The organism is Pseudomonas folii (assembly GCF_014357575.1).
Classification (GTDB): Bacteria; Pseudomonadota; Gammaproteobacteria; order Pseudomonadales; family Pseudomonadaceae; genus Aquipseudomonas; species Aquipseudomonas folii.
The window spans coordinates 1-11,580 of the sequence record NZ_JACONW010000060.1; the positions used below are offsets into that span (position 1 = coordinate 1).

Genomic DNA, 11,580 nt, shown 5'->3' on the forward strand with positions numbered 1-11,580 from the left:
GCGGTTTCAGCAACGCCGACCTGGCGATCGCTAACGGCACGTTGAGCGCGGTTAGCAGCAGTGATGGCGGTGTCACCTGGACGGCGACTCTGACACCAACGGTCAATGTGACCGACACCACCAACCTGATCACGCTGGATAACACGGGCGTCGCCAATGCTTCCGGTAACATCGGCAGCGGTGTCACCCTGTCCAACAATTATGTGATTGATACTGCGAGCCCGACCGCGACTATTGTGGTGGCGAACAGCGCACTGGGGATCGGTCAAACCTCGCCAGTGACCATCACCTTCAGTGAAGCAGTGACTAACTTCGACCTTTCGGACCTCAGTGTCGCCAACGGTACGCTGTCCAATCTGGTCAGCAGGGACGGTGGCATCACCTGGACTGCAACCCTCACGCCAACGGCGAATATCTCGGATGCGAGTAACTTCATCGTTCTGGACAGCAGTAATGTCACGGATCTGGCGGGCAATGCGGGTTCTGGTGTTATCAACTCCGGCAACTACGTGATTGACGGTCAGGTGCCAACCATTTCGAGCATTGTGGTTGCAAACCCGAATCTGACCACCGGGCAGACCACTCAAGTGACGTTCACCTTCAGCGAGCGGGTCAGTAATTTCGATCTTTCGGACCTCAGCGTTGCCAATGGCACTCTGTCGAACCTGAGCAGTAGCGATGGTGGTCAGACCTGGACAGCGACTCTGACCCCGACGGCGAATACTCTGGACCCGAGCAACTTCATCACGCTCGACAGCAGCACGGTGACGGACCTGGCGGGCAATGCCGGTATCGGTATTACCAGCTCCAGCAACTACGCAATCGCTACGCTTTCTCAAGGCGGCGATCCGCAGTTCCGAGTCACCGAGCCGGGCCCGCTGACCAGCCAGCCAAACCTGCCATTGCAGCCGACATTGTTTGGGCCGCCGACTGGCAATCTGGGTTCGCCGCTGAGTTTTGCGCCGCTGTTCGAGCAGCGCACCACGGGAGGTAGCCTGCCGCCGCTGGGTAACATCTTCATCAGCAATGGCGCATTGGCTCCAAGTTTCATCGCGCAGGTTTTCAGCCCGGATACTTTGGGCGTCAATACCGGTGCCACGGGTGGATTCCTTGGCTTTAGCGGCGCAGAGGGCAGCGTATTCGGCAGCAGTACATTGTCGACGCTCTTCAATCGCGAGTCCTCTACGGAAACCTCGGCGCAAAGCGCTTTCGACAGTGGCAGTGGGTTGAGTGATTCGTCACAAGGCATTCGTGTCGGCTCTGGTGCGCTGACGTTAGAGCAACAACTGCAACTGCTCCTGGACGGTGAGCAGAAACAGCTGCATGAACTGGCATGGGCTTTAGGGAAAGCAGGGATCAGTGAAGTGCAGGCCTGAGACAAGGCTTGAGTCATGCGCCGGTAAATCCCGGCGCTTATAAAAGAATGAGTAGTCAGGGGCGGTCGAACGGATGAAAAGATGTAAGAAGTTATTCAGTGTCAGCCTGCTGGCACTGGTAGTGAGTGGTTGTGCTGTCACCAGCCAACCTATCGACCGCAGTGTCAGTGAGCAGCGTGCAAAAAGCGACCTGCAACAGATGTACAAGAACCAGGAGCCCCTGAACGGTCCTCTGACCCTGCATCAGGCCATGGCTCGTGCGGTCAAGTACAACCTCGAAGCACGTCTGAAAATCATGGAAGAGGCCTTGGCCAAGCGCCAGCTGGACCTTGCCAGCTTTGACATGCTGCCACGTATGGCCTTGTCTGCAGGTTATGCGGGGCGCAGCAATGTCAGCGCCTCCAGCAGCGAAAGTGTGGAGACCGGCACCCAGTCTCTGGAGCCCTCGACTTCCCAGGATCGTAGTCGTCGTGTCGCCGACCTCACCATGGTGTGGAACGTACTCGACTTTGGCGTCAGCTACATCAGTGCCAAACAGCAGGGTGACCAACGCCTGATTGTTCAGGAGCGTCGTCGCAAAGTCGTTAACACCATCGTTCAGGACGTACGCTCGGCCTATTGGCGTGCAGTGGCGGCCGAGCGTCTGCTCAAGCAGATCGACAGCTTGATGGTCCGCGTCGAACAGGCTCAGGGCAATAGCCAGAAGATGAGCGAACAGCGCGTCGGCGATCCGGTTCAGGCGCTGAGCTATCAGCGTTCATTGATTCAGGCGACCCGTCAGCTTGAAGAGCAGCGTAAGGCGCTCTCCCTGGCAAAGACCGAACTCTCGACCCTGATCAACCTGCCACTGGGTACTGAACTCACCCTGGCGACCCCGGACGATTACTCGATCCCGGAACTCAGGGTCGACATGAGCGTGCTGGAGCACGAAGCGCTGGCCAGCCGTCCGGAACTGCGCGAGCAGGATTACCAGACCCGCATCAGCTCTGCCGAAACCCGCAAAGCCATGCTGCGTTTGCTGCCGGGCCTGGAGTTCTCTGCGGGCGGCCATTACGACAGCAACTCTTTCCTGGTCAATGACAAATGGGCCGACATGGGAGTCAAGGTCACCTGGAACCTCTTCAACGTCATCTCCGCTCCAGCGGCCATCGACGTGGCAAAGGCGGGCGAAGAAGTCGCTGCGGCGCGTCGTCAGGCGATGTCGATTGCGGTACTGGCACAGCTTTATGTCGCGAACGCCAACTACCGTGAAGCCCTGCGCCAGTTCAAGACCAGCCAGCAACTGTCGAGCATCGATGGTGAAATCGTTGGTCAACTGCGCAATCGGTACAAGGCGGCAGGCATCGGTGAACTGGACCTGATCCAGGGCGAGCTCAATACCCTGCAAGCCGACCTGCGTCGTGACCTGGCCTACGCCGACCTGCGCAATGCCTACGGGCAGATATTCGCCAGTGCCGGGCTTGATCCATTGCCGGAGCAACTGCCTTCGACCGACGTTCAAGTGATCGCGGGTGCCTTGGCATCGCGTGAGAACCGATGGTCGGCCGGCAACATTGCCGAACCTGTTAAAGCGGCTGAAGCCAAGGCCAATTAAGCGCATAGGCGGATTCGTGCGTCCGGCCTTTTCCCGCCTGCCTGTGACAGTGGATTTGCCTCTGCTGTTACAAGCGCTGTCGCGTATTGCCGATACAGCCTGGACCGCCCATTTCAACGCCGGTTACTACGACGGGCAATGGTCGGGGGTCGCATTGATTTCCGCAGCCGATGCCCTGACGACGTTATCGTCTGGTGTCGGCGAGCCCACCCCGCGAGACCCATGGCAAAACGACGACCGTTGGGCTGTGGCCCTGCGCGACCTGCCACTGGATATTCGCAGCGCCCGCCTGCTCCGTCTCGGGCCGGGCAGCAGAATTCACGAACACCGCGATTACGACCTCAGCGGACCCGAGGCCGATTGCCGTTTGCACGTCCCCTTGATCAGCTCGCCAGATGTGGACTTCATGCTGGAAAGCCAGCGCATCCCGATGAATGCGGGCGAGTGCTGGTTTCTCGACCTTGCCCGGTCTCACAGTGTTGATAATTGGGGGCAGACGGAGCGGGTCCATCTGGTGCTCGACTGTCGACCCAATGTCTGGCTTGAACAGCAGATCCTGGACGGCTTACCGATAACACCGTCAGCAGGTACGGGCCGTGCAGCCGAAGCTTTCGCACAATTTCGTACGTTGCTGGAGCGCGACCCTTTGCTATGCACTGCCTTGCAGGCCGAATCAGACCGCGAAGCCTTCATCGCCAGAACTCTGGTGCTGGGTGCTGAACAGGGTCTGCATTTCAGTCGTGAAGAGGTGCGCGCTGCGATGCGTCTGGGGCGCAATCGATGGAATCGACAATGGACAGCCTGAAAGGCTGGTTGCCAATCCGTATCTGGCAGGAAGCCGAAGAGTGGCGGGTGGACTGGTGCTGGTTTGGCGAACGTAAGCTTGATCAACCCTTCTTTTGCGATGCAGTGGACGACGCGCTGCGGTTGCCTTTCAACCAGGCTTTCCGGCGTGAGACGCCGCTTGCGGTGCTGTGCGAATGGCAGCAGCCAGCGATTCCCCCGGCGGCTTTTGTCCACCACGCTTCGCGTTGCGGCTCGACACTGATTGGCCAGATGTTGGCGCAACTCGATGAGGTGATCGTGATATCCGAACCGCCGCCCCTTGATGCGCTGTTGCGTGGCGTGTTGGACCCCGCTGTCCGGCGTGCTGCCCTTCACGGTTTACTGGCCGCTTATGGCCAGCCCAGACGTGGTATCGAACAGAAACTGATGATCAAACTGGATGCGTGGAACATCGGGGAGTTGCCGCTGTTACACGAGTGCTTTCCTGAAGTGCCTTGGATATTCGTCTACCGAGAGCCACTGGAAATCGCCGTTTCTCACCTTCGTCGTGCAGGCATGCACATGGTGCCGGGGATTATCGGACCCAGCTCGCTGGACGGAGAAAGTCAGAGCGATTCGCGAGAAGACTATATCGGGCAGCGACTGAGCCGGATCCTCGATTTCGGCCTTGAATACTGCCACGCGTTTGGAGGCTTGCCGGTGAACTATCAGGAATTGCCCGACGCGATGAGCCGACATCTGGCGGATTTCTTCGGCCTGGATGCCGTACAACGCAACACGGCACTGTCAGTAGCGGCGCAGCATGCCAAACAACCCGGCCAAGTGTTTGTTGCTGACAGTCAGGATAAACAGCGTGAGGCTACCGAACGGCTCACGGAGCGGATCGAATACTGGACCCGAACGACCTACGATGCGTTGGAAGTATTACGAGAGAAACGCAGTGAGCATGTTCAGCGCCGATAGAAAATCAAACGAATGTCGCGGCGTCCACCGCGTGATAGACGTAGCGCTCATCAGTCATGCGTTTGATTTCTTCAAGATAATTGGAGTTCATCACGAATAGATGGGCCCCGTCAGGCAGTGCCAGCATGGCCTGCTCCGGCGATGAGACCCTGAGCCCGCTGAGGGGCAAGTAGCGGCCCTGCTTGGCGGGATTTATATCGATGACCTGATCCACTTCGACTCCGGCGCGCTGCAGGAACAGCGAATAGATCACGCCTTTGGAGGCTGCACCCCAGATGCCGACCGGCTTATCGGGGGATGCCTGGATAATACTCAGTGCTCGTTTGATGCTGAGCATGAAATCTGCTGGCATCTGTACCTCTGGCGCTGCTGGCAACGGTTTGCTGCGCAAGCTCCCTAAGTCAGCAACCACATACAGGTATTGCCCGCCGAACAGATGCCCGGCTTCATGCACTGTGCCGAACAAACGGTTGAAATCTCCGAGCCGGAAGTAGTTCACGTGCTCATAAAACACGTCAAACCAAGCCTTGTGCTCAAGAATCCAATCCATGCAAGGCACTTCGATGTAGATCAAACCGCCGCCGTTGGCCTCGGCGATGGATTGCAGAAAGGTCATGGGGTCGGGAATATGTTCAAGCACGTGACGCAGGATGACGGCCTCGGCAGCCAATCCAGCCTCACGGGTGAAAGGCGCCTTGACCACATATGGGCTTTGGCCCTCATAAGCGGGGTCGATGCCAATAATGTCGAAACCGTGGTCACGCAGTTGCTCAAGGAAATATCCCTTGCCGCAGCCGACTTCGATCAGACTCATGTCACCCATATGCTTGCTGATGATCTGCTCAGCCGCGTCCAGGTGCGCCTTGAAGTATCCCGAGTGGGCTTGCTCGTTTTGATAGCCGCTGTCATAACAGAGCTTTTGCGGGTCAAAGGCGTGGTTATAGATCAGCCCCGTGTCCAGATCCTGGACCAGAATAAGATCTGCACTGACCGACGATCGCGCAGCATCAGCATCGGCAAAGGTACGGTTCTGCAACACTGGCAGCGCGCTGCTCCGATACAACTCCTTGTGCATGTTCAATTCCCAACAAAGTTTGGAGACGTCGCGCACAATTCCCTCGCTGTTGCACTGGCGGACTTCTCTTGGGTCGGCATATAGGCACCGTTAGCTGCATCTTATGCCACAACACAAAATTACTGACAGTCTCAAGCGGACTTTCTTTTTGTCTGTAATACCGCATCCACTCTTCTTCAGTGGCGTCCGGTGAGCTGGCCAGCGTCCCGCGCAATTCTTCCACACCCAATTGACAGACTCCCGACGGATCATTGTAATGACCGGCGTTTACGGACGGTGCAAGGGACCTGCCATGACCAAGACGTCATCTTCCGGCCGGGGAGATCTGCTCCGCGCGCTGATTTTTATCCCGCTGGGCCTGTGTCTGCTGTGCCTCACCGTGTGGCTGGTCGAAGACCGGCTGGGTTTTCTGGCCCAGGCACAACGTGCGCAAGGGCATGTCAGTGCCCTGAACTCCGGCGGCAGTCATCCACAAATTGACTTCAACGACGCCACGGGCAAGGCCGTCAGCTACCCCGAGAGCGGGTTTATATTCGGCTACGCGGTGGGCGACTCAGTGACGGTGTTCTACAGCGCCGAAGCACCCTCCAGCACCGCGATCATTCGAGACCGGGGTGCGCTTTGGGGCGCGAGCCTGTTCGCGGGTCTGTTGGCAGTTGTGTTCACCGCAGGGGGCGGCTACCACGCAGCCGCATGGATTCGTCGGCGCCGGATGGCGCGGCCCATATAGGATATTCAAATGCAAATCCCGTTACCCGTCACTGTAAGTGACTGGCGCTACAAGACTGCCAGCGGCGGTGGATTGACCGTAGTGTTCGCGGCCGCCGCTGGCGGTGCACTGACCCTGACCGACCCCAACGGGGTCGACCAGCAGTTTCGCTATGGCTCGGCTGGGGTCGGCCTGGGCATTGGCGCGCGCCTGCCGCGGTTCGGCAAGGTCAACTTGCACGTGCGAGGCAAGAGCGTCGGGGCTGCAGGCGCAAGCGAAGATTTTCCGGCATTCGGCCAAGTGCTGGTTGCAGAATCGATCGCTGGCCGCGGTCTGGTCCGCGAGGACTTCCAGGGTGCTTGTGTGTTCATTGAAGCGGGCGTAGGTCTGATCGGTGGAGCCAGCGGCTCGGCCATGCTGTTCGGTCTTGACCCCAAACTCCTGGCCATGGCCGCCGCCTCGATGACGCCGATGGGCAGCGTTCTCCTGCCCCACGACAGCACGGTGCGCCTGCTGCGCTCGGCCAAAGGCGTGATCGTCGCCGCTGGCCTTAACGTGGGACTGCAGGCTGGAGGTGGCGCGACGATTTCTCTGGGCGGGCTGTTCTGATCATCGTGACTCAGAAAGTTTTGGCCTCTCATCATCTGTCCGAATCGCTCGAGTCACCAGCGCAATCAAAACCTGAATTGCGCCACCAGCGTATTGAACGACGTGGCGAGGCGCGACAGCTCCTGACTGGATGCGCTGGTCTGGTTGGCACCGGCCGAAGACTGGGTTGAAAGGTCCTGGATATTCAGCAGGTTGCGATCGACCTCACGCGCTACTTGAGCCTGCTCCTCTGACGCAGATGCAATGACCATATTTCGCTCGTTGATTTGTGCGACTCCGCTGGTGATTTTCTCAAGGGCCGTGCCGGCGCTCTCAGCCAGTTTTTGGGTTCCATTCGCCATGGCCAGACTTTTACTCATGGCTTCTACAGCGCCATCGGCACCTGATTGAACGGTTCCAATCATGCCTTCAATTTCAACAGTCGATGCCTGGGTTCGATGCGCCAGTGCCCTGACTTCATCGGCTACTACTGCGAACCCGCGGCCTTGTTCGCCCGCTCGTGCAGCTTCGATTGCAGCGTTGAGGGCCAGCAGATTGGTCTGATCGGCAATGCTCCGGATGACTTCAAGTACCTTGCTGATATCCCTGACATTGGTCGCCAGCTCTGATACGGAGTCAGTGGACCTGGTGATTTCCCTGACCATTGTGCCGATACCCTTGACGGTATCGTTTACCTGCTCACGACCATCAACCGCGTCTTGTGCTGCTGTTTTTGACACCTCTGAGGTGGACACTGCGTTACGTGCAACTTCTTCCACGGCCGCAGTCATCTGATTCACGGCGGTGGCTGCTTGCTGGATTTCACTGTCCTGGCGTATCAGGCTGCGGGTGCTTTCTTCTGTTACCGCACTCAACTCTTCGGCTGCTGACGCGAGTTGGTCGGAAGCGCTCGCGATCTCACGAATGGTGGTTCTCAAGCTGCCCTGCATCAGGCTGATCGCCTTGAGCAACTGGCCGGCTTCATCAGTACGATCCGTGGAAATCGTCTCAGTCAAATCTCCCTTGGCGATGCGCTGTGCGCTGTTTACTGCTTGCGCAAGCGGGCGAGTGATCATGCGGATAATCAGGACGCCCAGAATAATTGCTACCAGGAACGCGATGACAATTCCGCTGGACAGCAATAACGTCGTGGTGGATTTGAGTTCCTTCGCTGCCTCAGAGCCTTCTTTGACTTGCCGTTTATTTGAGTCAATCATGACCTGAAGGAATCGTCGGGCATTGTTAAAGTCGCCTTCGGATAACTGGTTGAGCTGAGTGCGTGCTTCTGCCAACTTACCTTGCTGCTGCAGATCAAATATCTTCTGAGTTTCAGAAATATAGGAAGGCATCACCTTATCGTACTGATCCCCTGCGGCTTTCTCATCATCCTGCAACGGGGTATCGCGATACACCGCGTAAACCTTTTGCGCTCTTTCCAGCTCTGCTGAAATACTGGAACGCATTGTCTCTGCTGTCGCGCTGTCTTTGGCATCCAGCAGTCTATAGAGGCCACGATTGTGAGTAGTCAGCGCCGACATCGCCTCATTAGTATTAGCTACGGATAGCAAGTTATTTGAAAATGTAGACTCCAGCGCGTCAGAAAACTTGTTGACCCCATTCATGCCAAGCCCACCCACTGCCAGCGTGATGACAGCACATGCACCAAAAGCAATCGCCAGTTTGGCGGAAAAGTTGGCATGTTTTAAAAAGTTCATAAATGTCCTATAGGATCGAGAAACCGGTGCGCCTGACTTTTGTCGAGGTTAACAACAATGAGTGTCGGGAAAACTGTTGCGTCGCCCAGTTGATCTGTGAAAAAAACGGGCATACCGTCGATTACGGTGAATAAGTGCCCCGACAGGGTGCCAGGCTTGATCAGGTGCTTCATTTTACCAAGCGTAGATGTCGACCCGGCTTGGCCTTCGTTACGGTGTGGGCATTCAAGGCGCGTAACTGGACATTTAATCCTTCCGTGGCGCACAGGAGTTCAGTGAGGGCATCAAGTACATCAAGCTGTTGCACAATGTCCAACCCTTCAGTTCGAGCACTGATTTCGTCCAGCAGATATAAGATGTTGTTCGCCAGATCCTCACTCAACATAATCCCGTCCCCTACCGTTCAAGGTATTCTTGTCATGCCGCGTCATCTGTAATTTTTTATAGGGTCCCACGCTTCAAAAGAGTGCGCCTGGGCATTTAAAAAAGTGCGTGAGGTTTTTTTGAGAAGCGCAGAGATGTTTACCTTTTTAAAAGACAAACTTATAGCGCTTCAACGGTGAGGATAAGAATTTCCCCTCTCAGGATAAGAAAACAAAGGCAGGGCGTTTTGTAAGGGCAGGTGCCTGATGTCAGGCGATCCTGGGCAGCATCGAAGATGTGCACAAGGCAGAAACGGTAGAGGAGTGTCATATTGATATCGTCGTCGAATTATATTGCCAACGTCATATCAGGAGTTTATTCAGGAAAATTTTCCGGTCTGGCAATCTTGATAAGAAAGGCTCTAGAATCGACATCGGCGGGGCATGAGATGCAGAGGGCGCCACCCTTGGCGATGAAAGCTTTGCTGGCCAGCCCCAAGTAATAATGGATTATGGACAAACGCAGGAAAAACCCATTCAACGATGAGCAGTTATGCAGTTTATTTCCTCTTCTTTGGCTCAAGCTTTTGCTGAAGCCGTCTTTGCCTCAATCAATGAGGGTGAGCGTGTACTTGAACGTCCGGATCTTCAACTGTCAGGTATTGATCTTGAAGGACGACAGGTTCCTGTAAAAGAATTAAGCAAGTTTTTTATTCTGGCGCAAAAAATGGGTGCCAGTGATGATGTCGGACTTCTGGCTTACGACAACGCTCATCCGGGTAATCTGGATTTCCTGGGTTACGCGATTATGTCGAGCTCAACAATAAGTGATGCCTTGAAATACATCGTGGATTTTCACTCTGTGGTGAGTTCTGGTTTCTGCATGTTCCTGGACAGACAGGTCAGTACACTTAAACTTGTAGGCTTCGCTGAAAATTCCAAAGAGCCTGAGTTGCCGAGACCTTTCATTGATGCGGCGGCGGCCATCACGCTTGGACTGCTTCACTGGTTGTCTCCCCGCAAGAAAATCATGCCTTTATCTGCCGAGTTTACTTACGATGAGCCGAGCGATACATCGCAACTCAAAAAGCTGTTCGGGCCGAATTTGAAGTTCAAATCAGAGGTGAACGCCCTCACATTCAAACGTGAAGACGGAGATTTGCCGATAGCCACCGGCAATGTGCTCCTTCAGGCTATCCATAATGATTATCTGGCGATGCAGCAGAACACAATCAACATCGACAATGTGAGTGCCCGCACCAAGAGCACAGTCCTGCAGCTGCTAAGCCAGAATCGCCCTGTGACGATCGAGGACATTGCCCACACCATGCAGTTGACGCCTTATCAACTCACCAAGGCGCTGGAGCCGGAAGGGCAGAATGTCAAAAAGCTGATCGATCAAGTCAAGATGCAGCAGAGCCATCAACTGTTGACCACCAGCATTTTGTCGCTTAAGCAAATCAGCTATCGGGTCGCGTTTAAAAATCAGAGTGCGTTTAATAAGGCCTGTGAGCGGTGGTTCGGAATGTCCCCCGGCCGGTATCGGGCCAGCAAACATCAGGACAATGATTGACCTCTGGCAGGGTCAGCCTTCCGCGCAGGGCTTGGAGGGGTGCTATTTTTATCCTGAACAAGATAGTTGCTGATTATCCTGGCCGGGGCCGGGTTCATTCGCTGAAGCTGTAGCTCTATCTACCGACTCATCGTCCGCTCATAAGCCGCCAGCACCACCCGTTCCGACTGCTCCAGATAAGCCCCGAGCATGGTAGATGCCTCATCTGCCCGGCCTTCTTCAAGGCATCGCAGAATCGAGGCATTCATGTCGAGAAACGGCAAGTGCAACAGCTGCGGGTTATTGAGCAGCCCGAAAGCCAGCCTCAATTCCGCCGAGATCTGACCGTAAAACACCGCCAGGCGAGGACTGTCTGCCAGTTCGATAATGGCCCGGTGAAACATCATGTTGGCGGTGCCCACCGCTTTCCAGTCTTTGGCTTCTCGCGCCTGAATGCCTGCCTCAACGGCTTCGCGCATGTGCAGCGTCCCGGGATGCTGTGGATAGCCTTGCGCAATGGCTTTGCACTCGATAAAGCGTCGCACGCGATAGATATCAATGATGGATGCCATATCGGGTTCCGCAACCGTTACTCCACGGTTGGGCTCGTGTTTGAGCAGCCCTTCGCGAGTCAGCACTCTGAAGGCTTCTCTCAGAGTATTGCGCGAGATGTTAAGGCTTTCTGCCAACGCGGCCTCGGAGAGACGTTGACCGGGGACTAACTCGCCCTCGACCAGCATTCTTCGGACTTCTTGAGTAATGGACTCCCCCAGTGTGCGGTTGGGAAGAGCAGGCGCATCGTTCATAGCGGTTCCAGGATGATAAAAGCCGCGCCGATATTCCATGAGACCTGACGGCGT

General features: G+C 55.9%; 11 protein-coding genes. 7 read left to right on the plus strand and 4 right to left on the minus strand.

What is annotated here, in order from left to right:
- The 4 genes from H8S59_RS13980 to H8S59_RS13995 form a co-directional block, all read left to right on the plus strand.
- A partial coding sequence (locus tag H8S59_RS13980) for an Ig-like domain-containing protein (RefSeq protein WP_246475295.1) occupies nt 1-1,376 on the plus strand: 1,376 nt, incomplete at its 5' end.
- A 73-nt stretch (nt 1,377-1,449) separates the two neighbouring features.
- Nucleotides 1,450-2,970 carry a TolC family protein gene (locus H8S59_RS13985; RefSeq protein ID WP_095093107.1) on the plus strand — a complete coding sequence of 507 codons (1,521 nt, stop codon included), beginning with the start codon at nt 1,450-1,452 and terminating at the stop codon, nt 2,968-2,970.
- A 16-nt stretch (nt 2,971-2,986) separates the two neighbouring features.
- Nucleotides 2,987-3,775 carry an aspartyl/asparaginyl beta-hydroxylase domain-containing protein gene (locus H8S59_RS13990; protein ID WP_343073055.1) on the plus strand — a complete coding sequence of 263 codons (789 nt, stop codon included), beginning with the start codon at nt 2,987-2,989 and terminating at the stop codon, nt 3,773-3,775.
- Nucleotides 3,763-4,719, plus strand: a complete 957-nt coding sequence (locus tag H8S59_RS13995; protein ID WP_187521794.1) for a sulfotransferase family protein — start codon at nt 3,763-3,765, stop codon at nt 4,717-4,719. Before H8S59_RS13990 ends, H8S59_RS13995 begins: the two co-directional genes overlap by 13 nt.
- A 4-nt stretch (nt 4,720-4,723) precedes the next feature.
- Here H8S59_RS13995 and H8S59_RS14000 read toward each other — a convergent pair whose 3' ends face one another.
- Nucleotides 4,724-5,794, minus strand: coding sequence for a class I SAM-dependent methyltransferase (locus tag H8S59_RS14000; protein ID WP_187521795.1), 1,071 nt, complete (start codon nt 5,792-5,794; stop codon nt 4,724-4,726).
- 292 nt (nt 5,795-6,086) lie between these two features.
- Here H8S59_RS14000 and H8S59_RS14005 point away from each other — a divergent pair, with 292 nt between their 5' ends.
- On the plus strand, nt 6,087-6,524 hold the full coding sequence (locus H8S59_RS14005) for a DUF3592 domain-containing protein (RefSeq protein ID WP_187521796.1): 438 nt from the start codon (nt 6,087-6,089) through the stop codon (nt 6,522-6,524).
- Nucleotides 6,525-6,533: 9 nt separating this feature from the next.
- Nucleotides 6,534-7,112: a hypothetical protein gene (locus H8S59_RS14010; RefSeq protein ID WP_214658325.1), complete on the plus strand. Its 579-nt coding sequence runs from the start codon at nt 6,534-6,536 to the stop codon at nt 7,110-7,112.
- Between the two features lie 65 nt (nt 7,113-7,177).
- On the opposite strand, the gene H8S59_RS14015 is transcribed toward H8S59_RS14010, so the two are convergent.
- Both H8S59_RS14015 and H8S59_RS14020 read right to left on the minus strand, forming a co-directional pair.
- Complete coding sequence (locus H8S59_RS14015) at nt 7,178-8,806, minus strand: methyl-accepting chemotaxis protein (RefSeq protein ID WP_187521797.1); 1,629 nt, start codon at nt 8,804-8,806, stop codon at nt 7,178-7,180.
- A gap of 169 nt (nt 8,807-8,975) precedes the next feature.
- Nucleotides 8,976-9,191 carry a hypothetical protein gene (locus tag H8S59_RS14020; RefSeq protein WP_095093101.1) on the minus strand — a complete coding sequence of 72 codons (216 nt, stop codon included), beginning with the start codon at nt 9,189-9,191 and terminating at the stop codon, nt 8,976-8,978.
- Nucleotides 9,192-9,721: 530 nt separating this feature from the next.
- Here H8S59_RS14020 and H8S59_RS14025 point away from each other — a divergent pair.
- The gene (locus H8S59_RS14025; protein WP_187521798.1) at nt 9,722-10,741 is read left to right on the plus strand and encodes an AraC family transcriptional regulator; all 1,020 of its coding nucleotides are present in this window, start codon (nt 9,722-9,724) and stop codon (nt 10,739-10,741) included.
- A gap of 119 nt (nt 10,742-10,860) precedes the next feature.
- Here H8S59_RS14025 and H8S59_RS14030 read toward each other — a convergent pair whose 3' ends face one another.
- The gene (locus tag H8S59_RS14030) at nt 10,861-11,526 is read right to left on the minus strand and encodes a GntR family transcriptional regulator (RefSeq protein ID WP_095093275.1); all 666 of its coding nucleotides are present in this window, start codon (nt 11,524-11,526) and stop codon (nt 10,861-10,863) included.
- Nucleotides 11,527-11,580 lie beyond the last annotated feature (54 nt).

What these genes read in the sequence shown, in the direction of transcription:
- H8S59_RS14030 (WP_095093275.1), bottom strand. Translation starts at nt 11,526, where the DNA reads ATGAACGATGCGCCTGCTCTTCCCAACCGCACACTGGGGGAGTCCATT.
- H8S59_RS14015 (WP_187521797.1), bottom strand. Translation starts at nt 8,806, where the DNA reads ATGAACTTTTTAAAACATGCCAACTTTTCCGCCAAACTGGCGATTGCT.
- H8S59_RS14010 (WP_214658325.1), top strand. Translation starts at nt 6,534, where the DNA reads ATGCAAATCCCGTTACCCGTCACTGTAAGTGACTGGCGCTACAAGACT.
- H8S59_RS14025 (WP_187521798.1), top strand. Translation starts at nt 9,722, where the DNA reads ATGCAGTTTATTTCCTCTTCTTTGGCTCAAGCTTTTGCTGAAGCCGTC.
- H8S59_RS13995 (WP_187521794.1), top strand. Translation starts at nt 3,763, where the DNA reads ATGGACAGCCTGAAAGGCTGGTTGCCAATCCGTATCTGGCAGGAAGCC.
- H8S59_RS14000 (WP_187521795.1), bottom strand. Translation starts at nt 5,794, where the DNA reads ATGCACAAGGAGTTGTATCGGAGCAGCGCGCTGCCAGTGTTGCAGAAC.
- H8S59_RS14020 (WP_095093101.1), bottom strand. Translation starts at nt 9,191, where the DNA reads ATGTTGAGTGAGGATCTGGCGAACAACATCTTATATCTGCTGGACGAA.
- H8S59_RS13985 (WP_095093107.1), top strand. Translation starts at nt 1,450, where the DNA reads ATGAAAAGATGTAAGAAGTTATTCAGTGTCAGCCTGCTGGCACTGGTA.
- H8S59_RS14005 (WP_187521796.1), top strand. Translation starts at nt 6,087, where the DNA reads ATGACCAAGACGTCATCTTCCGGCCGGGGAGATCTGCTCCGCGCGCTG.